Origin of the sequence: Bittarella massiliensis (ex Durand et al. 2017), from assembly GCF_009876955.1 — a bacterium.
GTDB lineage: Bacteria > Bacillota > Clostridia > Oscillospirales > Ruminococcaceae > Bittarella > Bittarella massiliensis.
This window is the reverse complement of the sequence record NZ_WWVY01000009.1, coordinates 79,061-101,937: the sequence shown is the minus strand read 5'-3', so window position 1 is coordinate 101,937 and position 22,877 is coordinate 79,061. Positions and strand designations below refer to the sequence as shown.

Sequence of the window (22,877 nt, the reverse complement as noted above, 5' to 3'; positions counted from 1 at the left end):
TTTTCGTTAAAAACATTCATCAATTTTCATTTCTCGACGCAACCCTTCACCGGGGGGATAAAGATTTTTTTGCGGCATTTTAGGGCACAAAATAGACGCGCCCCCCTCCCGCACAAAAAAAAGACGCCTCCACCCGCTGTATGAAGACGTCTTTCTATTCATTTTTTCCTGAATTTACATGTCCCGCTTGTCTCCGAGGAAGAAGATGGCCATGGTGCCGCAGCCGGTATGGCTGCCGATGACCGTGCCAATATAGTTGATATACACCTCTTTGACGCCAAAGCGCTGCTTGATCTGCTTGGCCGTCTGCTGGGCGTCCTCCAGGCAGTCGGCATGACAGATATAGACCACGTCGTTGTCCTCTTTGACAAACTTCTCCTCCATGGTCTTGAGCAGGGACTCGATCCCCGCCTTGCGGCCCCGCGCCTTGCCCACCGGAATGAGCTTGCCCTCGTTGTTGACGTGGATGATGGGCTTGATGCCCAGCATGGTGCCAAAGACCGCCGCCGTCTTGGAGACGCGGCCGCCCCGCTGCAGGTGGTGCAGGTCGTCGGCGATGACCTGGTGGCACAGGCGCAGCTTGTTGCGCTCGGTCCACTCGGCCACCTCCTCCATGCTCTTGCCCTCGTCCTGCAGGCGGCGCATGTGGTGGTAGAGCAGCCCCTCCCCCAGGGAGGCGCAGAGGGAGTCGATGACGGTGATCTTGCGCTCGGGGTATTTTTCCCGCAGTTCGTCGGCTGCCACCATCATGCTGCCGCAGGTGCCGCTGAGGCCGGAGGTAAAGGCCAAGTGGAGGATGTCGTACCCCTGCTGCAAGAGGGGCTCAAAGAAGCGGATCCCCTCCTCCGGGGTGACCTGTGAGGTGGTGGGCATGGCCCCCGCCCGCAGGGCGTCGTAAAAGGCCTTGTAGTCGCCTGTTTCGGTGGCGTTGAGGTCGGGGTGGCTCACCCCGTCCACCACGTAGGAGAGGGGGACCATGTGGATGTCGTGTTCCTTTATATAAGCGGAGTCAAAATCGGTGGTGGAATCGGTGGTGATGAGATAGGTGTTTTCCATGTTGGATACCTCCCTGTTTATTGTCTACATTTTATAGTATCTGCACTGGGAAATCAAGGCAAACCCGTTTTCCCCACTTTTTCTCCAAGGCTGTCCCAAAAAAGATGTGCAGTTTGTCGGCGCAATTGTTTTTCCATACAAATTGTGATAAAATTTGATAAGCTGTGTCGATTTCAGCAAAACCAAAGGAGGTCATCTATATGGAGCACTTCGGCTTCTGGTCCCTGCTCCCCCCCATTTTGGCCATCGTTCTGGCCCTCATCACCAAAGAGGTCATCTCCTCCCTGCTGGTGGGCATCCTCTCCGGGCTGCTCATCTACACCGGCGGCAACCCCCTTCAGGCCCTGGTGGAGCTCTTTTCACTCATCACCACCAAAATTGGCGACAACGCCTACATGGTGGTCTTCCTCTCCCTGCTGGGGGCCCTGGTCTGCGTGGTCACCATGTCCGGCGGCTCCCGCTCCTACGGCGACTGGGCGTCCCGCAAGATCAAAAAGCGCTCCAGCGCCATGCTGGCCACCAGCGGGCTGGGACTGCTCATCTTTATTGACGACTACTTCAACTGTCTCACCGTGGGCACCGTCATGCGCCCCATCACCGACAAACACCTGATTTCCCGCGCCAAGCTGGCCTACGTGATCGACGCCACCGCCGCCCCCATCTGCGCCATCGCCCCCATCTCCAGCTTTGCGGCCTACGCCATCTCGGTGCTGGCGGACACCGGCGCCACCCAAAACGGGATGACCACCTTCCTGCAGTCCATCCCCTTCAACCTCTATGCCATCCTCACCATCATCATGGTCATCGCCCTCTCCCTCTGTCAGCTGGATTTCGGCCCGATGGAGCGCTTTGAGAAGGCCCGCCGGGAAGGCAGTGAAATCACAAACGTCCCCGCCGCCCAGGCGCAAGACGAGCTGGACGGGATCGTCCCCTCGGAAAAGGGGCGGATCTGGGATCTGGTCCTCCCCATCGCCTCCCTCATCCTCTTCACCGTGGCCTCCATGCTCTGGACCGGCGGTTTCGGCACTGTGGTGGACGGCGAAAAGGTCGGGCTGATGGCCGCCTTTGCCAATACCGACTCCAATGCCTCCCTCACCTATGGGGCCTTCGGCGCCCTGATCGTGGCCCTGCTCCTCTACCTGCCCCGCCGCCTCATGACCTTTAAAGAATTTTTCGGCGGCATCACCACCGGCTTCAAGTCCATGCTCAGCGCCATCACCATCATGGTCCTGGCCTGGTCCATCGGCGGCGTCTGCACCGAATACCTGCTCACCGGGCAGTACGTGGGCGAGCTGGTGCGCTCCTCCCACTTCCCCCTGCAGCTCTTCCCCGCCGTCATCTTTGCGGTGGCGAGCGGCCTTGCCTTCGCCACCGGCACCTCCTGGGGGACCTTTGCCATGCTCATCCCCATCTCGGTGGAGATCTCCCGCTACTCGGCGCCGGAGCTCATCCCCATCATCTTCGCCGCCATCCTGGCCGGGGCGGTCTACGGCGACCACTGCTCCCCCATCTCCGACACCACCATCCTCTCCTCTGCGGGGGCCGGGTGCAACCACATCGACCACGTGTCCACCCAACTGCCCTACGCCACCCTGGCCGCCGGCTGCTGCTTTGTGGGCTTTGTTGTGGCGGGCTTCACCGCCAACGCCCTCCTCACCCTGGTGGTGGCCGTGGCCCTGCTGCTGCTCTCCCTCCTCTTCCTCCACCGCCGCACCATGAAAAAGGAGCGGGCCGAGACAGAGGCGGCCAGCCGCTAGGCGGGACACCTCCTCCGGCAAACCCGTCCGCCCCACTCGGGCAGCCACACGACCTTGGAAAGGGGATCTTTTATGGACAACGAATCGCTGGTCCGCGCCTCCTACATGGCGGGGCAGACCCTGGTATACGCCCTATTGATGCTCATTGCGGTCTTTGTCGTCCGCAAGCTCATCAGCAACCACTACAAGAAAAAACAACAGCAAAAAGAGGAATTCAACCGGGCCAACAGCCGCGCCTACGACGGGCCAGCAGAAAAGCTGGAGATCCAGCCCCCGGACCCCCCTGCCGAGCACCTGGAGATCCAGGAGCCGGTGAGGGAGGAGGACGACGCCCCTCCCCCAGAGGACGGGCGCTGACCCCTCAAGAAAAGACAGGGCCGGTGGAGCAAACGATGCTCCACCGGCCCTGTCTTTTCCCCTCTCCGCGGGAGGGTCCCTCTGCAATGGGGGCGCTGCGGGAGAAAAGGGCGGGCGCTGGGACGGCAGCCCAGCGCCCCCGGTAGAGGGCCGGACAGAAGCGGACCCTCCTCGGGCAAACCGGCCGTACCCACCCTGCCGTCCCGCCGCATCGGCAGACAGCAAAAGGGGGAAGACAGCGCATGCGAAGCGCCGTCTCCCCCCTTTTATGGTGCCGTCTATTGTACCTTTTTGGGGCAGGTGTAGCGCGGCAGGCCCCTGCTGTGCCGCCCGTACTCGATGGCCCCTTTGGGGCAGCGGCAGATACAGGCCATGCAGTGGGTGCAGTGCTCCCCCCATACGGGTTTTCCGCCCGACAGACGGACGTTGCCGAGGGGGCAGACCTCGACACATCTGCCGCAGGAGACGCAGGCGTCGGTGGCGTAAAACTTCTTGGCGTGGACAAACAGGGGGTAAAAGAGCCGGTTGACCAGCCCGCTGTTGACCCGACCGCCAAAGGAAACCTCTGGTCTGGGGAAATCTTCGCCCCCCTTGAGGAGGCGGGCTGCGCTCTCGATCCCCCTGTCCGCCTTCTCTATCGTCCGCAACGCCTCCTCCCTGGTCGGGGTGGTGAACAGGGCAAGGTAGTTTTCGGGCATCACGATCTCCATACACCCGCGGTCATTCATCCCCTTTTGGGCGCAGAGTTCTGCCAGATAGCGCCCGGCACCCCCGATGCTCCCGCCGCAGGTCATGACAAAATACAGCTCCGCACTCCCGGAGAGGGGGGTGCGCTCCAGCCACGCCTGCAGGATGCGCGGGAGCCTCCAGGCGTATGTCGGGGCGACCACCACCCAGGGGCGCTGGGAGCGCCGCTCCGAAAAGTCGCTGTTTTTGATGGCTTCAAAGAGGTTCAAGACCTCGTCGCCGACCAACTGCCCCAGCTTTTGGGCGACGTACTCGCTGTTTCCCGTTCCCGAAAAATACAAAATCATCCTTCTTCCCCCTCCGATGGCGCACTGATGTGCTGGATGCTCGAATAGACGCGGCCCACCAGATCGGCGATCTCTTTCCACCGCGTCTCGTCGGCGCTCAAATAGTAGTAGTGCTTTGTCCCCTCCCTGCGCATGGCGACGATGCCCGCCTCTTTCAATATCTTCAGATGGTGGGAGACAGAGGGGCGGGTGAGATGGGTTTTCTGGGCGATCTCCCCCACCCGGATCCCGGACAGGTCGCTCTCCAACAGGGCGAGCAGGAGGGCCTGCCTCGTCTCATCGCCGATCGCCGTGAAGGCGTCCCGACAGCGCCGAAAGCCGGCGGCGAGCTGCCGACGGTTTTCCTCACACCCTTTTTCCATTCCCGATCCCCCCTATAAATATCGCACATCCAGCGCCCGATGAGGGGTCGACCGCAGATACTTGACACCCGGATAGCCGAGCACCAACGTCATGGCCACCCGTTTCCCCTTGGGGACGCCGATCACCTGTTTTATCTTTCGCGAAGCGCGGGCAGCCATGGTAAAAAAGCCGCTGTACAGCACGCCCAGGCCGTTTGCCTCCGCGACGAACTCCATATTTTGCGCGGCGAGGACGCCATTCGTCGGATCGTTGGCCAGGATGACGATGACAGTTGGCGCGCGAAAGAAGAAAAAGTGCTCGTCGATCCGGCTGTTCCTCGCCAGCGGGCTAAACCAGCCCGCAATCGGCCGCACCGCCCTGAACAGCCTGACCGCCATCCCCTCCACGCGGTCTTTTTCCCTGTCGAGGACGGCGAAGGAGAGGTCCTGTGCGTTCTTTGCCGTGTGGGTGAGTCGGCCCGCCTCCAGAATCTGTGCCAGCACCTCCCGCGGGATCTCCCTCTGCTGAAAGGTGCGGACGCTCCTGCGAAAGCGGATGGCGTTCAAAACGTCGTCGGGGCAGAGGCGGACATCCCCCTCCTTCTCGACCTGTCCGTCCCCGCGGCCCACCATGGAAATGGCCTTTTGCGGACAGACCGCCGAGCACTGCCCGCAAAAGATGCAGGACTCTCCTATTGTGCCCGCTTTTTGGCCGCTGATGGCAATGTTGCGGGCAACGCAGACCCGGCTGCACAGACCACATCCCACACAGCGTTCTGTGTCAATGATCACCTGGCGCTGTTTCATCTCTTCCCACCCTTTTGTCAACCTTCTTTAACTGTTATAACAGAGAGACGGGGGCAAAACAACATCGGTAAAGAAATTGGCTCCCATTCAGCCCCCTGCGCCCGGCGCGGGCCGATACGGGTCCACCCCCGGAGGAGGCGCCAAATGCCGCCCAGGCGAAAAAGGGGACGGCGGCACAGCCCCTTGGCCGCGCCGCCGCCCCACCTCTATTCCCGCCGCCTGCCCCTCAACCGGGGGGGCTTTTCTATTTTAAATCAATCCTCCAGCGCGGGGCGGTAGTCCGGGTCCCGCCGCCTGAGGATAAAGTCGGCCAGGATCAGCTGGGCCATCCCCATGTAGCTGTTGACATAGGCCAGGTAGAGCGAGCAGGCCAACCGCACCCCAATGGCCGCCCACAGGCCGTAGCCCTCCGCCGCCATCCCCGCCAGTTCCGGCGGCACGACCCAGAGGATAAAGGAGAGGATGAGGACGATCACCTGAACGGCGTTGTGCCGCATGGCCTTGCAGGAGGCCACCACCGACTGCAGGGGGTTGCGCCGGGGCGACAGGGCCTGGCAGTACTTGGCCAGGAGGACAAAGAGGGAAAAGATGACCGCCAGCAGGGAGAAGATCGTCAGCACCAGCCCGGTGCCCAGCCCCCCGGTGCCCCGAACGGTCATCAGCCCGTCGGCCCGGCTCAGCAGGGTGGAGAAAAAGCTCATCAGCACGTCGGTGCAGAGGCCCAGGACCAGCGCCCGCCAGAGGCGGCCGGGGGCCGTGTAAAACCAAAAAAGGTCGGCCATGCGGGCCCGCTCCTCCTCCCACCCCCGCCAGAGGGCGCGCACAAACCCCAGCGAGAGGGGGAAGAGCAGCCATTTGACCGCCGGCGAGACCAGGGTCAGCCCCAGGGTCAACGCCTCCCCCTGGGGGAGGAAATAGCCCACTGTGCCCCCCGCCGTCACCAGGAAGGAGTAGACCAGCGCCACCAGATAGAGCCCCTTCTGGCCCCGGCAGAGCTCCTTTGCCTGCCGCTTGATCTCCTGTGTCAAAACAGACCCCTCCCCATGCCGCGTCTGCGGCCGCAATGTAGTGAAAAGTATAGCACATCCGCCCGGCCCGGACAAGGTCTGCCCCAGACAGAGAGGGCGGGCGGCGCGAGGTGCACCGCCCGCCCAGGCAATTTGCTTTTTTGTCAGTCGGCGGCCTGGGACTTGGCGTCCTGGGTGCGCAGCCGCAGGGTACAGATGACCGGGTAGTGGTCCGACGGGTAGAACCCGTCCTCGCTGCGCTTGTCCAGCTGCACGTCCAGCACCTCGAACTCCTCGGTGACGAAGATGTAGTCCAGCCGCCGGGTGGTGTTGTCCTTTCCCTTAAAATAGTGAAAGGTGTTGACCCCCTGCCCCCCGTTTTGCAGGGCGGCGAAGACGTCCTGAAAGTGGGGGCCGTTTTTCAGCGACCGCTCCCGGATCCGCCGCACCGAACCCGAGCGGGGCCCGGCGTTCAGGTCCCCCATCAGGATGGTGGGCAGGGGGTCGATCCGCTGGTACTCGGCAATGCGGTCGAAGATGACCTTGACCTCCAGGTTGCGGGCCACCGGCAGCAGGTGGTCAAAGTGGGTGTTGAAGACCCGGATGCGCTGGCGCACCTTCTTCAAATAGACCTCCACCACCGTGCAGATGCGGGGAAAGATGGCAAAGGCGTAGCGGCTGCCGATCTTGGCCGGGCTCTTGGAGAGCCAGAAGGTGTCGTGAAAGAGGACGTCCACATCCTCGTTTTTGACGATGATGTCCGAGTGCTCGTCCCCCAAATTGCGCTTGCGGCCCCAGCCAAAGAGGCTGTACCCCTCCAGCAGGGAGGCGATGTCCTGGCGCATCACCGGCATCAGTTCCTGCACCCCCACCACGCTGGCCCCCGAGTCGCGAATGACCCCGGCCGCCAGCTCCCGGCGGTTTTCCCATATTTTTTTGCGGGCAAACCGGCTGTCCCGCTTGAGGTTAAAGGTGATGACTTTCAGCACCTGCTCACTCACAGCTATCCCTCCAACTTACCCTTTCAGTATACCACAATCGCCGCAAAAGGGAACCTGTCCCCAGGGGGTTGGGAGGAATTTTCAGCATTTTGAAAGGGCGCTGTAACCTTTTTTACCGCCTCGACCACTTCCTTCCTCCATCCCCGAAGGGGGCAAAAAAGGGAGGGCGGCCGGCGGCCGCCCTCCCCTGTGGAAAGATGCTATTTTTCATACCGCTTGCGGCGGTTTTTGATGCTCCGCCGCACGTTGATGAAGAGGGAGACGGCGATGGCCCCCGCCACAAAGACGGGGATGATCCAGCGGTTGACGTTCTGGTCGTCGCTGAGCACCTCGATCCAGAGCTGCTGCATGTACTCGTTGGTCTCGTCGTCCAGGTTGAGGAAGGTCTCGGCGCGCTCCAGCACCTCGTCCCCGGGGTAGAGGACCGGGTCGGCCTTCTCCTCCTCGTCCATCAGCTCCACCGCCCCGGTGTTGGGGGAGGAATAGCCGATGGTCTCGAAGTTCTCGTAGGCCACGGCGGGGTCGTTGAGGAAGTTGATGAAGAGCTCCGCCGCCTCTTGGTTGTTGCAGTCTTTGGGCACGCAGGCCGCGTCCACAAAGCGGTTGGTCCCCTCTTTGGGGAAGGCAAAGGCGATGTCCGGGTTGTCCGCCTTGATGAGGGCGTAGTCCCCCGCGTAGTAGGGGGCGATGGCCGCCTCGCCCGCGCCCAGCTTGTCAAAAATCTCGTCCATGACGTAGGCCTGCACCAGGGGCTTTTGCTCCTTGAGCAGGTCGGCCGCCTCCTTGAGCTGGTCCTTGTCGGTGGTGTTCATCGAGTAGCCCAGCTTTTTCAGAGCGATGCCGAAGGCGTCGCGGGAGTTGTTGAACATCAATATCTGGCCGGCATAGTCCATGTCCCAGAGGATGTCCCAGCTGTCCACCTCTTTTTCCACCATGGCGGCGTTGTAGAGGATGCCCACCGTCCCCCAGGTGTAGGCCACCGAGTACTTCCCCTCGGGGTCGTATTCCAGATTCTTGAAGTTGTCGTCCACATAGCGGTCGTAGTTGGGGATGTTCTTGAAATTCAGTTCGGCCAACATCCCCTCCTCGATGAGCTTGCCCACCATGTAGTCGGAGGGGAAGATCACGTCGTACTTGGAGGCGCCGCTCTTGAGTTTGGCGTACATCTCCTCGTTGGTGGCGAAGTTGGTGTAGTTGACCTTGATGCCGGTGAGCCTTTCAAACTCCTTGCAGACGTTCATGGAGTCGTCCTCGCCCTCGGCGATGTAGAGACCCCAGTTGTAGACGTTGATGGAGACGTTTTGCCCCCGGAACTTCTGGTAGTCCACCCCGGTGGTGTCGAACTCGTAGCCGTCCTCCTCGGCCAGAACTGGGCAGGCGGCGCAGAGGAGGAGCGCCAGGCAGAGCAGCAGGGAGAACACCCGCTTGAAAAGACGGTTTTTTTTCATCTTCCCGCCCTCCCTTTGTTGCGCTCCCGCCGGGCGGAAATCAGGTTGTAGATCACCAGCAGGGAGAGGATGACCGCGAACATCACCGCCGAGAGGGCGTTGATTTCGGGGCTGACCTTTTTGCGGGTCATGGAGTAGATGGCCAGGGGCAGGGTCTGGGCGGTGGGGCCGGCCACAAAGTGGCTGATGATGAAGTCGTCGAAGGAATAGGTCAGGGCCATCAAAAAGCCGGACATGATCCCCGGCATGATCTCGGGGATGACCACCTTGAAGAAGGCCTGCACCGGGTTGCAGCCCAGGTCGCGGGCCGCTTCCACCTGGTGGGCGTCCATCTGGCGCAGCTTGGGCATGACGTTGAGGATCACATAGGGCACATCAAAGGTGATGTGGGCGATGATGAGGGTGGTGAGCCCAAACTGAAAGCGCAGAAAGACAAACAGCAGCATCAGCGAGACGCCGATGACGATCTCCGGGTTGATGACCGGCAGATAGGTGAAGTTCATCACCAAACTGCGCATCTTGCGGCCCATGGCGTTGATGCCCACGGCCGCCAGGGTGCCGATGGCGGTGGCCGCCACCGAGGCGATGACCGCCACCACCAGGGAGTTTAGGAGGGCGGACATGATGGCCTCGTTGTGAAAGAGCTTGGCGTACCAGTCAAAGGTGAAGCCGGAGAAGACCGCCCGGCTCTTGGACTCGTTGAAGGAGTAGACGATGAGCACCAAGATGGGCAGGTAGAGAAAGGCGTAGACCAGCACCATGTAGAACTTGGCGCCAAAGGACATTTTCTTTTTGTTGTTCACGAGTAGATGCCCTCCTTTCCAGAACTGTCGAACTGGTTAAAGAGGCTCATGCACAGCAGCACGATCACCATCAGCACCAGCGAGATGGCGGAGCCCATGTGGGGGTTGTAGCTAGCGCCGATGAACTGCAGCTCGATGATGTCGCCGATGAGGCTGTTGCCGCCGCCCCCCAGCATCCGGGAGATGATAAAGGTGGAGATGGCCGGCACGAACACCATGGTGACGCCAGTCATCACCCCGGGCAGGCTCAGGGGGAAGACCACCCGGCGAAAGCTCTGAAACCAGTTGGCGCCCAGGTCCTGGGCCGCCTCCAGGGTGGTGTTCTCGATTTTGACCATGATGGAGTGCAGCGGCAGGATCATAAAAGGCAGGTAGTTGTAGACCATCCCCAGCACCACCGCGCCGGAGGTGTTGATCATCTGCACCGGGCCCAGGCCGAAAAAGCCCAGGAACTTGTTGATGAGGCCGCCGTTTTCCAGCAGGGTCATCCAGGCGTAGGTGCGCAGCAGGAAGTTCATCCACATGGGGAGCATCACCAGCATGATGAAGGTCCGCTGAACCGAGGCCCGGGTGCGGGAGAGGAAGAAGGCCAGGGGGTATGCAATCAGCAGGCAGATGACCGTGGCCACCGCCGCCAGCCAGATGGAGCGCAGCAGCACCCCGGTGTACTGGCCCACCTGGGAGATGTTTTCAATGGTGAAGGCCCCGTCTTGCGTGGTGAAGGCAAAGTAGAGCACCAGCCCCACCGGGATGACGATGAAGACCGCCATCCAAATCAGGTACGGGAGGGAGGGCAACTTTGACTTCATTTCTCCCCCTCCATCTTCCGCATGATGTGGATGTCGTCGGGGGTGAGGGTCATCCCCACCACGGCGCCCACCTGCTCGCTCTGGGTGGAGTGGACCTTCCAGTGGTAGCCCATGGAGTCGATGCCGATCTCGAAGTGTACCCCCTTAAAGATGATGGATTCCACCACCCCGGTGATCTGGCCGGAGATCTGGGGGACGATCTTCACGTCCTCCGGGCGGACCACCACGTCCACCTGCTCGTCCTTTTCAAAGCCCTTGTCCACGCAGACAAACTCCGCGCCGCCAAACTCCACCAGGAAGTCCCGCCGCATGATGCCCGGCAAGATGTTCGACTCGCCGATGAAGTTGGCCACAAAGGCGTTGATGGGCTCGTTGTAGATATCTTCGGGAGAGCCGATCTGCTGAATGACCCCGTCGTTCATCACCACCACCGTGTCGCTCATGGTGAGGGCCTCTTCCTGGTCGTGGGTCACGTAGACAAAGGTGATCTCCAAACTCTTCTGGATCCGCTTGAGTTCCACCTGCATCCCCTTGCGCAGTTTCAGGTCCAGGGCGCCCAGGGGCTCGTCCAATAAGAGGACGCGGGGGCGCAGCACCAGGGCGCGGGCAATCGCCACCCGTTGCTGCTGTCCGCCCGACAGCTGGTCGATGCTGCGCTTCTCGTAACCCGAGAGGTTGACCAGGGCCAGCATCTCCTGCACCCGGCTGGCGATCTCCTGCTCCGGCAGCTTTTGGATGCGCAGCCCGAACGCCACATTCTCAAAGACATTGAGATGGGCAAAGAGGGCATAGCGCTGAAAGACGGTGTTCACCTGCCGCTTGTGGGGCGGCAGGGCCTTGATGTCTTTGCCATCAAAAAGGACCTCTCCTGCTGTCGGCTCCACAAACCCGCCGATGACGCGGAGGGTGGTGGTTTTGCCGCAGCCGGATGGCCCTAGCAATGTCACAAACTCCTTGTCGCCGATGTCCAGGTCCATCCCGTCGATGACGCGTTCGTCGTCGTAGTCGACGACAAGGTTTTTGATTTCAATTATATTGTTTTTCATCTCTTTATCACATCCCCTTTGCGGTTTTTTGCAGGCCGCCTCCCGGCTTGCGCGCGACAGCTTTTGACTCCACCCCGCAAAAGGTTTTTACCGGATTGCCCCGGTTTCTGTGGGCATACGCTGCCATGCACATGTGCCTGCATGAATGAGATACCCCTACACTATACGTGCTTTGTAACACTTTGTCAACAAATTCAGCCCTCTACTCTTGTAAAATACATTTTTGAGCGGAAAACGGCATGGTCATCCCCTTTTTGAGAGGGCAAGCAAAAACAGACGGTTTTTTTGAAAAAACCCCCTTGCAATTCAAAATTGAATATGCTATATTAGTAGGGCAGTTCCGGGTGTAGCGCAGTTTGGTAGCGCGCTTGAATGGGGTTCAAGAGGCCGCAGGTTCGACTCCTGTCACTCGGACCAAGGTGAATCGATTTAATCGATTCACCTTTTTTGTGTTTTCTGAAGGGATAGTTTGAACCGACCTTTGGGAAAACCGCTACATCGGTTTCCTTCCAATGCCAATGCCAACATTAAAAATTCTATCTGTATATCTCATCATTTATTTTTGCGATTTCCACTGCGGCAACACCGTATGTGGACAGCAGTTACAAGCCCCCCAGTGACAGTCACAGCTTTTTTCTCTCGGCTGTCCGGCGCACCTTTGATCAAAAAAGCGGGCCCGTCTCACGACGGGCCCGCTTTTTCTATTTACAGCCCGGCGGCATTTACCCCATAGACCGCCTGTTCTTCTGTGAATCCCTCGTATTTCAACTGATCGATCAGCCCCTGGCGGGAATAGGAGGAGATCTCCAGATAGGATTTGGCCGACTTGGCGGCCTGCTCGTTCCAGTTGGCCCCGCAATTGGCCGCTCCGTAGGCAGCCTGTTCGCCGGTGTACCCGTCATACTGCAGCTGTTGTGCCAACCCCTTTTGGGAGAAGGCAGCAACTTCCAGATAGGACTTGGCCCCTTTCAGCGCCTGTGCATTCCAGTTTGCTCCACAGTGGTCGGCTCCATAGACAGCCTCTTCGTGGGAGAATCCCTCGTATTCCAGCTGTTCCACCAGACCCTTGTGTGAAAAGTCCGAGATGCTTAGGTATGACTTGGCCGTGCTAAGGGCGTTTTTCTGCCCTGCCGTCACGCCGGAGGAGGCGCTGTTTCCACCGCTCTGGGAAGTGCTGCTCTGAGCGCTGTTGCTGCTGGGTTTTGAGCTGCTCTGCCCCGCACCGCTCTGGGTCGAGCCGCTTTGGCCAGAACTGCTCGCGCCGGCATGACTGCCCCCGCCCTGATTGCCGGCAGTCTCCTGAGAACTGCTGGCCGTACCGCCGCCCGCCGCGGCGCTGGAAGAGGGCTTTGACGATCCGCCGCTTTCCCCGCCACCGGATACCTCCCCCCAGCTGATCCCTTGGCTGCTGAAACGAAAGCTGTCGGTGATGGGGGCGATCTGGGCGCTCATCTCCTCTTTGAGGGCGTCGCCCATGGTGAAGATGGCAAAGTACAGACCCTTTTTCTCCGGGCCGACAAAGATATATGTCTCTAGAGTGTAGACCCCGTGAGGGTCAAACCGCTCGGTGTAATTGACCTTTAGCGTCTCCACCCCCGCCAGTTTGACCCGCTCTTTGCCGGTGAGGTGGTAGCCATCCGCCCCCTTCTCCATCCCCTCCAAAACCGCGTCGTACACCTCGTAGAGCATCTCGGTATCAGCGGCTTCGGAGACGTCTTGCTCGGAGTACAGGACGCTGAGGAATCCCGCTGTATTCTCTTTTTGGGGATAATGGTAGTACCCTCGATCCGCCTTTACTTTTCGCCAGTCGGCGGGCACTTTATAGGAAAGCTTCTCCAGCTGTACGCTCTCCAGCTGGGGAGAGGAGCTCTCTTTTTTATCCTCTTCCCTCTTGGGGATCGTTTTGCAGCCCGTCAGCTGCAGACACAGGGCCAGCGCGAGGATGACCCCAACCGCTCTCTTCATATCAACGCCTCCAAACACTCATCCGCGGGCCCACCTGGCCGTCCGGTTTCTCACCTGTGAAACTGCACGCTGTTGACAATGGGGTCGATGGCTGGGTTCATGATCTTGGCCAGCTCATCGTTCATGATGAAAATCAGAAAGTACATGATGTCGCTGTCCACATCGGCCAACAGGTAGACCACGGTGGTGTAGGGCCCCCGCCCGCCAATGGTCTGGGTGTAGGTGACTTTCATGGCCAATTTGCCCGCCAGATCTACATACTCCTTTTTGTCCAGCCGAAAATTGTCCGCACTGCCCTGGACCCCCTGAAAGGCCAGCTCGTACCCCAATTTGAGGGCATTTTCGCTGGTGGCGACCGAGAGGTCCGCCTCCATATAGTTGACGTTGAGCAGCCCCGCCGTCTTGTCGGAAGAGGGGTAGTGCCAGTAGCCTGTCTCCCCCGCCTGCTGCGCCCACTCCTCAGGGACCTGGTAGGTGATGCCCTGCAGGGACACCGTCTTCATCGCCACCTTCGACGCGCTCTGCCCGCCCTTCTGGGGCTTCCCTTTGCCGCACCCAGTCAGCTGCAGGGCCAGACACAGCGCCATGACGACTGCCAAACACCTTTTCATACAAACTCCTCCTTGCGGGCCGTCGACGGCCCGTTTTGCCCATTATAACACATCCTAAACGACAAAAAAGGAGAAAATTCGACACACAGGTTGTGCAGATTGCCCGGCGGTCCAAAGCCCTCCCTTTCTCTCCCTCCCCTTTCAAAAAAGAACAGGGCCCGCACATGATGCGGGCCCTGTTCTCTATTTGGGGGCGCAGATAGCTGCAAACGATACGGCACCCCTTACTTTTACATTGGGGCCGTCATCCCTTTCCCGTCACTGGGAGGAGGGGGAGCTGTCTGTTCTGCGGTTGCGGCGGGGAAGAAGGGTGAGCCCTCCCAGGCCGGCAGCCAGGGCCGCCAGAAGGAGGACCACCCCATCCCCTTTCTCGCCGGTGGTGGGACTGCCACCGTCCGGCTCTCCCCCGTCGGGGGTGGGCGCGGGATCGGGGGCAGGGTCGGGGGTAGGCGTGGGATCGGGTTTGGGGATGGGGTCGGGCTCCTCTGTGCCGGCGGCAACCAAGGCCTTGACGGCAAAGAGGGCGCCCGAGTCGTTGCCGTAGTAGGCGACGCCGCTGGCCCCGTCGATGACCACATTGGAGAGGCAGTAGTTCTGGCTCCCCTCCTGGGGGGTGTAGACGGTGGCGAGAGTCAGCTGCCCATCTTTGAGGGTCGCCCGGTAGAGGGCGCCCGGGTTGGCGTTTTGGGTGAACCAGGCGCTCACCTCTTCCCCGTCAACGGTGAGGGTGGGGGTGTTGCCTGCGGCCGCCAGGGCCAGTTGGGTGACGGGGGCCAGGGTGGCGCTGTCAAACACCGCCAGGTAGCCGTCGGCGAAGGCCCCGCCGGCCACAAACACCTTGCCCTCCGCCACCGCCGGGCTGGCATTGGTGCCGGCGGGGAGGGCGGCCTTGGCCGAGAGGATGGGGACGCCGCCCTCGATCAGGGTGACGCGGCAGAGCTGGCCGTCTTTGGTGGCACAGTAGAGGGCCCCGCCCGACTGGACAATGGCGCTGCGCACCCCGCCGCCCAGGTCGAGGGTCCCCTTGACGGCACCGGTCTTGGCGTCGGCCGAGACCAGCACGCCGTCATCCCCGGCAAAGACGATGAAGTCGCCCACCATGGTGGCTCCCGCCCCGTAGTAGCCGGGGCCGTCCACGCCGTAGGTCCAGAGGGGGGCCACCTCCTCATCGCTGCGGCGGCCGTCGGTATCCGCCGCCGAGAAGGCGGCAAAGTACCCCTTCAACCGGCTGCCGGAAGAGCCGTTGGTAAAGCCGGTGTAGAAGACGCCGTCGCGGTAGGTGATGGTGGAGAGCGCCTGCATCCCGCTGACGCCCTCGGTCAAAAAGAGGGATTCGAGGGTAGAGGCGCTAAAGACTTGTACCCGCCCGTCCCCCAGGGGGACAAAGAGTTTGCCCTCGCCGTAGGCGAGATAGGCGTAGTAGCCGTTCGGGGCCGCCAGAGCCGCCGCCTTCTCCACCTCGCCGGTGGAGGCGTTTAGCAGCTGCACCTGGTTGTCCCGCACCAGGGCCAACTTGCCGTCCACCAGGATGGGGGAACCGGCATAGCCGCCGCCCCAGAGGGGGTCGACCGCGGTGCAGGTCTGCTGCCAGAGCAGCGAGCTGCTGCCGGCGGGCTTGAGGGAGGGGAGGACGGCGTTGTTGCCGACATCCCCCTGGTGCATCGGCCAGGCGGAGGGGAGAGCGGGCCGAACCGGGCCGGGCACCGGGGTGCGTTTGAGGACCAGATCGAGGGTGTTGGTCTGCCCCTGCACGGTGACGGCGAGGACGACCGGGGTCTCCTCCCCCGTCAGGGGGATGGTGACGCGCACCGGGTTTCCCTTGGTCTCGGCGGCCAGAGAGACCGCCTGCGCCCCCACCTCTTTGCCGTTTACGGTGACGACGGCGGCGGGGTCCTTGACATTCAGGGTGAGGGTCACCTCGTCCTTGGCCTCGTCCACCGGGATGGTGTAGCTGCTCTCCCCCGGCTGCAACGCGATGTCGAGCCCCTCGACCGAGAGGGCGGCGACCTCATTGGTAAAGGCGGGGATGGTCAGCGCGACCTGGGCGGTGATGCCGGGGACGGCCGCTGTGCCGTCGGCGTTCTTCACCTTCTCATAACGCAGGCTCTTCAGAGGGGTGGAGAGGGTGACCTGCGCGTCGGGCTCGCCAAAGTCGGGCCGCTTGAGCAGCTCAAAGAGGTTGGAGCCGCCGTAACCACCGGTGGTGGTGCCGATGTAGCCGTAGGGAGAGGCGCTCCAGCTGCCCAGCTCCACCCCCACGTTGCCAGGGCAGGAACTGTTTTTCAGGGTGTAGACAAAGGCGTCGCCCTCCCTGTGCATCCGGTAGAAGGAGACGTGGCCGTTTGCCCGGTCCCACCCCAGGTTGTGGGTGATGAAGTCAGGGCTCTCGTTTGCGCCCTTGATGCCGTCAAAGAGGGCGGCCTCATAGGCCTTCATCTCGGCGTTGGCGGCGTCCACCTCGGCCTGGGTGATCCCCTTGATGGTGACCGGGAAGGTCTTGGTGGCGCTGACCCCCTGGTAGGTGAGGGTCAATTTGAGATTGGTCTGGGTGTCGGGCGCACCGACGCTGCGGTAGACATTGCAGCGCAGATAGCTGGCGGTGAGGTAGTTGGTCCCATCCGCCGCCGCGCTGTCGGTGGACCACTGGTAACTCATGGCCCTGTTCTCAGGGGTGTCGGCAATCATCCCCGCCTTGATCAGGTCGCCGACATCCTTGAGCTGGATGTCGAATTCCAGCGCCTGGGGGTCGATTTCGGTCAGCCCCAGGCTGCTCATCTCGGTAAAGCCGTCGAGGGTGACCCCCGCCAGCGCCGCATCGACGGCCGTCTGGGCGGCGTCGTGCTCCTGCTGGGTGACAGCGGGGACCGTGAGGGGAATCTCCACCGTCCGCTTGGTGACCGAGCCGGAGGTGTAACTGTCCTTGTCGATGGTGAGGGTCAGCTTGACGGTGGCGTCGGGCTCGCCGTAGGCGGGCCGGTTGACCTTCACCGAGCTGGAGCCGTAGGAGGGCGGATCGATAACAGCGGTGTTGTCACTCGCCCACTTCAGCGCGACGTCGCTATACCCGCTCACCCCATAGGAGGAGAGGGTCTTTTGCAGTTTCAGCGGGCCCACCACGTGGTCGGCGTCGGCATTGTCCAGGCCGATGAGGGCAAATCTGTCCGCCCCGCCAAAGAGGGCGGCGGCGCCGTCGATCTGCTCCTGGGTGGTCTTTGTGTGCGCCGGCACGGTGACCAGAACGGTCTTTTCGCAAAAGACGCCGGGGACACTCGCCTTGGAGAAGCGGAAGGTGACCTCTCCCTGCACCTTTTCGTCGGTGAAGGTGACCTTCCCGTTTTCATCGCCCGCCGCAGCGGAGATGTTGGCGTTGCCGCTGGAGACCACCTCGACTGAAATGTCGGTGCGGTCCATCTGCAACTGCCAGGTGGTCTCGACATTGTCCACCGGCACGTCGTTGTAATCGCTGTCCCAATCGGTCTCCCGCACATAGAGACCGTTGGTCGCAGAGAGGCTCACCCCGTCCACCGCGGCCTGGATCTCGGCGCGCACCTCGTCGGCGGTGACGGCCTTGACGGTGACCGAAAAGACCTTGGTGTCGCTTGCCGTGCCGCGGGAGATGGTGGCGGTGAGGGTGAGGGTCACATCCACCCCGTCAGTGGGGCGGGTGAGCTTGCCGTTGTCGCCGAGGACCGCTTGATTGTCGCTCTGCCAGGCGATGCTGGTCCCGGCGCTGCCGGCGGTGGGCAGGGTCAAATCGCCCTTCACCGCCGAGAGGTCGCCCAGATCCAGCTCGCCTTTGGCCTTGGCCACCGCCTCGGCGTCGGTGTAGGTCACCTCAGTGACCGTCAGCTCGGCATAGGGGCGGCTGATGTCGATGGCCGGATTCCCCTTGCTGTCGTACCAACTGCTCTTGCGGACAGCGGAGAGGGTGTACCGGCCCGCCTCGTCAAAGGTGAGGGAGGCGACGCCGTTTTCGTCGGTGGTGCCCACCTCGGCCTCTGCCCCGCCGTCTTTAGAGGCGAGGATGGTTGCCCCCTTGACCGGCGACGCCGCCGCGGCGTTCATCCCCGCGGTGCCCATGAGGGTGACCGAGACGGGTTCGCCAGTGTTGGCCGTCAGGCTGTCACCGGCAAAATAGGTGTAGAGGCTGCCGGCGTATGCACTGTACCAGAGGTCGTATAGGGTGACCTCGTCGCCATTTGCCAGGGGGCAGCCGTCGATGAGGTAGCCGGTGCCGTCCTTTGCGGGATAGGCGTCGTTGACCATGTACATGAAATAGACATCGGTCGGGGCGTCGGCGTTGGTGTCCAAAAAGTCCTGCAAAAAGCCGGGAGTGGCGTCGATAACGTCCGCCGGGTCCAGGCCGTTGTCCACGCAGTACTGCGCCAATACATGCAGGGGGGTGTAAAAACCGGGGTCCTTGTCCGCCCAGGCCGTGAGGCCATATTCGGGCAGGGACTTGTAGGTGTCGGGCAGGGTGATGGCCGTCGGCTCAACCGCCGTAAAGCCGTACCCCTCGACCCGCAGGGTGGTGCTGATCCCGGCGCCGCCCCGAGGGGCGCCGGCCGCGGCATAGGCCGGGGTCAGCAGGGCGCCCAGCGCCAGACAGAGCGCCAGGACCAAGCTTGTCAGTCGTTTTGTCATTGTCTCTCTCCTTTTTTTGTTCCCTTCGGGGGAAAAAGGAAAGGGCCCGCCGAAACTCGGCGGGCCCCAAAGAGCGTACACAAATAGCCGGAGCCAATATTCACCCCGCGCATTGCTGTACCATCTTTTCCTCACCGAAAGAAGGGTATAGTTTTTCGTTCTGAAAAACTGTGTCGTTTTCTTCATCAAATAGGAGCTGGTTTGCCATTGGCAAGCCAGCTTTTTTGTGCAACAAACACAAATTGTTTCATCGAACAAAAAAACTATACGTATACATTGCCGGCAGATATCCTGACTTGAGGCTGCGGGCGGCCTGTTGGCCGCCACTCCTCCCCCCGCCCTTCCCAGCGCGCGCCCAGAACGCGCGCCAGTGGTTGCGGGGTTCGTCCCCTCTCACAGTAGAGTGAACTGTTGCGGATTTGCACCGCATTCCCCGTCCGGCGGCAGGGCTTTTGCCCGCCGCCTCCACAGCCAAAAGGCTGTACCGACACCCCTATGGTACAGGCATTTTTTGGAATTGTCAATGCCTGACCGAGCGATTTTTCCCCCTTTCGGCAGGGGGCGGCCTCCCCGCAAAATCGACGGCCTTCCTTGTTTTGCGGCCGGTTTCATGGTATGATAAAAAATATCGATCCCGGCGAACAAGGGGCGCCGACTTGAAACGAAAAAGGAGCGATCTCCCCCATGGGAATTTTTGTTGCAATAGCCATCCTCTTCATTTTGATCTCCTGCGTCCTCTTTTTGGTGCGCACCCCGCTGGCCCAGTGGGGCAGTTGGCAGTGGATCTTCCTGGCCTTCAGCGTGCTGCTGCTGCTCTTCTTTGTGGCCATGGTCTGGTACTCCATCCAGACCCACCGGGAGCGCAAGGAGGAGAAGGCCGAGCGGGCCCAGCAGGAGCGGGAGGCACGCCGCCGGCAGGCCGCCATCACCTACGACGACCTGGACATCCTCCCCGAGGAGGAGCGGGAGGAGCCCGATGACTTTGACTACGAGGGGTACAGCCAGGTCGAGGAGGGCGAGATCGTCTACATCGACGGCAAGGTGATGATCGCCGGTTCGGAAGAGGCCAACGCCGCGGTGGCCGCCCTCAAGGCCGAGAAGGAGGAGGCCCGCCGCCGGGACGCCGAGGAGAAAGCCCGCCTCAAGGCCGAGGAAGAGGCCCGTCAAAAGGGCGAAGATCCCCAGGAATGACCCCGTTTTTCGGCAGCCAAAAGCCGCCTCCACCGCGCGTTGCGGCAGGGGCGGCTTTTTTGCTGGAAAGGGGCTACTTCTCCCCCTCCTTGTGGCGGGCCTTGATCCCGTCCCAGTAGGCCTTGGCGGCCTGCTCGGTCTTGTTGGGGCCGTACTGGTAGTAGACCCGGCCGCGCAGGCTGTCGGGCAGGTACTGCTGGGCCACATAGTGGTCGGGGTAGTCGTGGGGCAGGCGGTAGCTGAGCCCGCGGCCCATCTTGGCCGCCCCGCCGTAGTGGGCGTCTTTGATGGAGGCGGGCACGTCGGAGTAGCGGCCCGCCTCCACGTCGGCCATGGCGGCGGCGATGGCCAGGTTGGCCGAATTGGATTTGGGGGCGGTGGCCATGAGGATGGCGGCCTGGGCCAGGGGGATGCGCCCCTCGGGCAGCCCCAGTTGCAGGGCGCTGTCGACGCAGGCCTTGACGATGGCCACGCACTGGGGGTAGGCCAGACCCACGTCCTCGCTGGCGATCACCAGCAGCCGCCGGCAGGCCGAGGGCAGGTCCCCCGCCGCCAGCAGCCGGGCCAGGTAGTGGACAGCCGCGTCCGGGTCGGACCCGCGAATCGACTTTTGCAGGGCGCTCATCACGTCGTAGTGGGCGTCGCCGTCCCGGTCGTAGCGCATGGCCGAGCGCTGGGCCACCTGCATCGCCCGCTCCAGGGTGATGGTCTTTTCCTCCCCGCCCTCGTCAAAGCCGGTGCCGTTGCAGCACAGCTCCACCGCGTTGAGGGACTTGCGCACATCCCCCCCGCAGCTCTGGGCGATGTAGTCGGCCACCTCGTCGGGACAGTGGATGGGGTAGCCCATCTCCCCCGCCATCTTCTCAAAGGCGCGCAGCACCGCCCGCTTGACCTCCTGTGGCTCCACCGGCCGGAACTCAAAAATGGTGGAGCGGCTGAGGATGGCGTTGTAGACGTAAAAATAGGGGTTTTCGGTGGTGGAGGCGATGAGGGTGATGGAGCCGTCCTCCAAAAATTCCAGCAGGGTCTGCTGTTGCTTTTTGTTCAGGTACTGGATCTCGTCCAGGTAGAGGAGGATCCCCCCCGCGCCGGAGAAGGTGTCCAGCTCGGCGATGATCTGCTTGATGTCGGCGGTGGAGGCGGTGGTGCCGTTGAGGCGGTGGAGTTCCTTCCCCGCCTGCTTGGCCACGATGCGGGCCACGGTGGTCTTCCCCACCCCCGAAGGGCCGTAAAAGATCATGTTGGGGATCTGCCCCGAGTCGGCGATGTTGCGAAAGACCGAGCCGGGGGCCAGCAGGTGTTGCTGGCCCACCACCTCGTCGAGGGTCTGGGGGCGAATGCGGTCGGCCAAGGGCATGGCGGTCTCCTCCTGTTTTTTGCAAAGTGAAGTCAAAACAGATGGGCCGGCGGGCTTCTCCCCGCCGGCCCATCTGCTATTGTAACACAGTCTCCCCTGTTTTTTAGAGGTAGAGGGGATATTTTTCGCACAGGGCCCCCACCCGCTGGCGGATGGCGTCGGCCTGGCCCGCAAAGTCGGCGGCGGCCAGGTAGATGAGCTCGGCGATCTCGGTCATGTCCGCTTCCTTGAGGCCGCGGGTGGTGACCGCCGGGCTGCCGGCGCGGATGCCGCTGGTGACAAAGGTGCTCTTGGGGTCAAAGGGGATGGCGTTTTTGTTGACGGTGATGTAGACCTCGTCCAGCCGGCGCTCAAACTCCTTGCCGGTGAGGTCGAAGTTCTGCAGGTCCACCAGCACCAGGTGGTTGTCAGTGCCGCCGGAGACCAGGCGGAATCCCCGCTCGGTGAGGCCGGCGGCCAGGGCGGCGGCGTTTTTCACCACCTGGCGCTGGTAGTCCTTGAAGGCGGGCTGCAGCGCCTCGCCAAAGCAGACGGCCTTGGCGGCGATGATGTGTTCCAGCGGGCCGCCCTGGGTGCCGGGGAAGATGGCCTTGTCGATTTTTTTGCCCAACTCGGGGTCGTTGGAGAGGATGAGGCCGCCCCGGGGACCCCGCAGGGTCTTGTGGGTGGTGGTGGTGACCACGTCGGCCCAGGGCAGGGGGGAGGGGTGCTCCCCGGCGGCCACCAGCCCGGCGATGTGGGCCATGTCCACCATCAGCAGGGCGCCGCACTCCTTGGCGATCCCCGCAAGGGTCTCAAAGTCGATGGTGCGGGGGTAGGCGCTGGCCCCGGCCACGATCAGTTTGGGCCGCCACTCCAGCGCCTGGGCGCGCAGGGCGTCGTAGTCGATCTGCTCGTCCTCGCGGGTGACCCCGTAGGAGGCAAACTGAAAGTATTTTCCCGACATGTTCACCGGGCTGCCGTGGGTCAGGTGCCCGCCGTCGGCCAGGGACATCCCCAGCACCTTGTCGCCGGGGGCGAGGAGGGCGAAGTAGACGGCCATGTTGGCCTGGGCGCCCGAGTGGGGCTGTACGTTGGCCCACTGGCAGTCAAAGAGCGCCTTGGCCCGGTCGATGGCCAGGGTCTCCACCATGTCGATGTACTCGCAGCCGCCGTAGTAGCGCTTGCCGGGGTAGCCCTCGGCGTACTTGTTGGTGAGGATGCTCCCCATGGCGGCCATCACCGCCGGCGAGACGATGTTCTCGGAGGCGATCAGCTCCAAATTGCGGCGCTGGCGGGCCAGCTCCAGCCCCATGGCCTTGGCCAGCTCGGGATCGGTCTTTCCCACAAAGCCGATGGTGTCCATCATATCTGCAAACATAGTTCTTCCCTCCTATTTTCCAAGCCGCAAACCGGGGCCGCGGCCGCATTATCAACCAGTATACCCCGATTTCCCCAAAAGCACAAGGCGGCGCACAGACCGCCGGGCCTCTCACCGGGCGCCGTTTGCCCAAAGTGGGGCGGATGCGGCCAGAACCGCCCCCGCCCCATCCGCCGTCCCCCCGCAGAGTGAGGGCGCACGGCCGCAAAGGGAAGGGGCGGGGCCGGCAAAACCGCACAGACAGGCAGAGGATGTCCCCTACGCCCGTGCCATCGCCACGGCG

At 62.2% G+C, this 22,877-nt stretch carries 18 protein-coding genes, 1 tRNA gene and 1 riboswitch; of the genes, 4 read left to right on the top strand and 15 right to left on the bottom strand.

Annotation, left to right across the window (positions count from 1 at the left end):
* Positions 1-174 precede the first annotated feature (174 nt).
* Entirely contained in the window at positions 175-1,056 is an 882-nt protein-coding gene (locus GT748_RS10765; protein WP_021658585.1) for a DegV family protein, read from the bottom strand.
* A gap of 200 nt (positions 1,057-1,256) precedes the next feature.
* On the opposite strand from GT748_RS10765, the gene GT748_RS10760 reads away from it, so the two are divergent.
* Both GT748_RS10760 and GT748_RS10755 read left to right on the top strand, forming a co-directional pair.
* On the top strand, positions 1,257-2,813 hold the full coding sequence (locus tag GT748_RS10760) for a Na+/H+ antiporter NhaC family protein (protein WP_161213522.1): 1,557 nt from the start codon (positions 1,257-1,259) through the stop codon (positions 2,811-2,813).
* 72 nt (positions 2,814-2,885) lie between these two features.
* Positions 2,886-3,170: a hypothetical protein gene (locus tag GT748_RS10755; protein ID WP_021658588.1), complete on the top strand. Its 285-nt coding sequence runs from the start codon at positions 2,886-2,888 to the stop codon at positions 3,168-3,170.
* A gap of 278 nt (positions 3,171-3,448) precedes the next feature.
* Here the strand turns inward: GT748_RS10755 and GT748_RS10750 are convergent, their stop codons facing one another.
* The 9 genes from GT748_RS10750 to potA form a co-directional block, all read right to left on the bottom strand.
* Positions 3,449-4,204: an EFR1 family ferrodoxin gene (locus tag GT748_RS10750; protein WP_021658872.1), complete on the bottom strand. Its 756-nt coding sequence runs from the start codon at positions 4,202-4,204 to the stop codon at positions 3,449-3,451.
* Positions 4,201-4,566: an ArsR/SmtB family transcription factor gene (locus GT748_RS10745; protein ID WP_021658871.1), complete on the bottom strand. Its 366-nt coding sequence runs from the start codon at positions 4,564-4,566 to the stop codon at positions 4,201-4,203. The genes GT748_RS10750 and GT748_RS10745 overlap by 4 nt, the downstream gene beginning before the upstream one ends.
* Before the next feature lie 12 nt (positions 4,567-4,578).
* A complete protein-coding gene (locus tag GT748_RS10740) occupies positions 4,579-5,352 on the bottom strand; it encodes a nitroreductase family protein (RefSeq protein WP_021658870.1) in 774 nt (257 codons plus the stop codon).
* Positions 5,353-5,606: 254 nt separating this feature from the next.
* Positions 5,607-6,380: a hypothetical protein gene (locus tag GT748_RS10735; RefSeq protein WP_161222342.1), complete on the bottom strand. Its 774-nt coding sequence runs from the start codon at positions 6,378-6,380 to the stop codon at positions 5,607-5,609.
* Between the two features lie 143 nt (positions 6,381-6,523).
* Entirely contained in the window at positions 6,524-7,360 is an 837-nt protein-coding gene (locus GT748_RS10730; protein ID WP_021658867.1) for an endonuclease/exonuclease/phosphatase family protein, read from the bottom strand.
* A 200-nt stretch (positions 7,361-7,560) separates the two neighbouring features.
* Complete coding sequence (locus GT748_RS10725) at positions 7,561-8,808, bottom strand: ABC transporter substrate-binding protein (RefSeq protein ID WP_021658866.1); 1,248 nt, start codon at positions 8,806-8,808, stop codon at positions 7,561-7,563.
* On the bottom strand, positions 8,805-9,593 hold the full coding sequence (locus GT748_RS10720) for an ABC transporter permease (RefSeq protein ID WP_044992208.1): 789 nt from the start codon (positions 9,591-9,593) through the stop codon (positions 8,805-8,807). Before GT748_RS10720 ends, GT748_RS10725 begins: the two co-directional genes overlap by 4 nt.
* Before the next feature lie 14 nt (positions 9,594-9,607).
* The gene (locus GT748_RS10715) at positions 9,608-10,420 is read right to left on the bottom strand and encodes an ABC transporter permease (RefSeq protein ID WP_021658864.1); all 813 of its coding nucleotides are present in this window, start codon (positions 10,418-10,420) and stop codon (positions 9,608-9,610) included.
* Positions 10,417-11,466, bottom strand: a complete 1,050-nt coding sequence (gene potA / locus GT748_RS10710) for a spermidine/putrescine ABC transporter ATP-binding protein (protein WP_021658863.1) — start codon at positions 11,464-11,466, stop codon at positions 10,417-10,419. The genes GT748_RS10715 and potA overlap by 4 nt, the downstream gene beginning before the upstream one ends.
* A 340-nt stretch (positions 11,467-11,806) precedes the next feature.
* On the opposite strand from potA, the gene GT748_RS10705 reads away from it, so the two are divergent.
* Positions 11,807-11,883: transfer RNA gene (locus GT748_RS10705), tRNA-Pro, on the top strand.
* 288 nt (positions 11,884-12,171) lie between these two features.
* On the opposite strand, the gene GT748_RS10700 is transcribed toward GT748_RS10705, so the two are convergent.
* From GT748_RS10700 to GT748_RS10690, 3 genes are all read right to left on the bottom strand, one after another.
* Entirely contained in the window at positions 12,172-13,431 is a 1,260-nt protein-coding gene (locus tag GT748_RS10700) for an Ltp family lipoprotein (protein ID WP_021658860.1), read from the bottom strand.
* 50 nt (positions 13,432-13,481) lie between these two features.
* A complete protein-coding gene (locus tag GT748_RS10695; RefSeq protein WP_021658859.1) occupies positions 13,482-14,042 on the bottom strand; it encodes a hypothetical protein in 561 nt (186 codons plus the stop codon).
* A gap of 258 nt (positions 14,043-14,300) precedes the next feature.
* Positions 14,301-18,686: an immunoglobulin-like domain-containing protein gene (locus tag GT748_RS10690; RefSeq protein ID WP_161213523.1), complete on the bottom strand. Its 4,386-nt coding sequence runs from the start codon at positions 18,684-18,686 to the stop codon at positions 14,301-14,303.
* Positions 18,687-18,950: 264 nt separating this feature from the next.
* A riboswitch (cobalamin riboswitch) is annotated at positions 18,951-19,190 on the bottom strand.
* 180 nt (positions 19,191-19,370) lie between these two features.
* Here GT748_RS10690 and GT748_RS10685 point away from each other — a divergent pair.
* Positions 19,371-19,877: an MFS transporter gene (locus GT748_RS10685; RefSeq protein ID WP_021658855.1), complete on the top strand. Its 507-nt coding sequence runs from the start codon at positions 19,371-19,373 to the stop codon at positions 19,875-19,877.
* A 73-nt stretch (positions 19,878-19,950) separates the two neighbouring features.
* On the opposite strand, the gene GT748_RS10680 is transcribed toward GT748_RS10685, so the two are convergent.
* Together GT748_RS10680 and glyA are read right to left on the bottom strand one after the other, a co-directional pair.
* Complete coding sequence (locus GT748_RS10680; protein WP_021658854.1) at positions 19,951-21,234, bottom strand: replication-associated recombination protein A; 1,284 nt, start codon at positions 21,232-21,234, stop codon at positions 19,951-19,953.
* Positions 21,235-21,337: 103 nt separating this feature from the next.
* A complete protein-coding gene (gene glyA, locus GT748_RS10675) occupies positions 21,338-22,594 on the bottom strand; it encodes a serine hydroxymethyltransferase (RefSeq protein ID WP_161213524.1) in 1,257 nt (418 codons plus the stop codon).
* Positions 22,595-22,877 lie beyond the last annotated feature (283 nt).

Bases quoted from the DNA above. Each gene is read 5' to 3' on its own strand.
- GT748_RS10765 (WP_021658585.1), bottom strand. From the start codon at position 1,056: ATGGAAAACACCTATCTCATCACCACCGATTCCACCACCGATTTTGAC.
- GT748_RS10760 (WP_161213522.1), top strand. From the start codon at position 1,257: ATGGAGCACTTCGGCTTCTGGTCCCTGCTCCCCCCCATTTTGGCCATC.
- GT748_RS10755 (WP_021658588.1), top strand. From the start codon at position 2,886: ATGGACAACGAATCGCTGGTCCGCGCCTCCTACATGGCGGGGCAGACC.
- GT748_RS10750 (WP_021658872.1), bottom strand. From the start codon at position 4,204: ATGATTTTGTATTTTTCGGGAACGGGAAACAGCGAGTACGTCGCCCAA.
- GT748_RS10745 (WP_021658871.1), bottom strand. From the start codon at position 4,566: ATGGAAAAAGGGTGTGAGGAAAACCGTCGGCAGCTCGCCGCCGGCTTT.
- GT748_RS10740 (WP_021658870.1), bottom strand. From the start codon at position 5,352: ATGAAACAGCGCCAGGTGATCATTGACACAGAACGCTGTGTGGGATGT.
- GT748_RS10725 (WP_021658866.1), bottom strand. From the start codon at position 8,808: ATGAAAAAAAACCGTCTTTTCAAGCGGGTGTTCTCCCTGCTGCTCTGC.
- GT748_RS10720 (WP_044992208.1), bottom strand. From the start codon at position 9,593: ATGTCCTTTGGCGCCAAGTTCTACATGGTGCTGGTCTACGCCTTTCTC.
- GT748_RS10715 (WP_021658864.1), bottom strand. From the start codon at position 10,420: ATGAAGTCAAAGTTGCCCTCCCTCCCGTACCTGATTTGGATGGCGGTC.
- potA (WP_021658863.1), bottom strand. From the start codon at position 11,466: ATGAAAAACAATATAATTGAAATCAAAAACCTTGTCGTCGACTACGAC.
- GT748_RS10700 (WP_021658860.1), bottom strand. From the start codon at position 13,431: ATGAAGAGAGCGGTTGGGGTCATCCTCGCGCTGGCCCTGTGTCTGCAG.
- GT748_RS10695 (WP_021658859.1), bottom strand. From the start codon at position 14,042: ATGAAAAGGTGTTTGGCAGTCGTCATGGCGCTGTGTCTGGCCCTGCAG.
- GT748_RS10690 (WP_161213523.1), bottom strand. From the start codon at position 18,686: ATGACAAAACGACTGACAAGCTTGGTCCTGGCGCTCTGTCTGGCGCTG.
- GT748_RS10685 (WP_021658855.1), top strand. From the start codon at position 19,371: ATGGGAATTTTTGTTGCAATAGCCATCCTCTTCATTTTGATCTCCTGC.
- GT748_RS10680 (WP_021658854.1), bottom strand. From the start codon at position 21,234: ATGCCCTTGGCCGACCGCATTCGCCCCCAGACCCTCGACGAGGTGGTG.
- glyA (WP_161213524.1), bottom strand. From the start codon at position 22,594: ATGTTTGCAGATATGATGGACACCATCGGCTTTGTGGGAAAGACCGAT.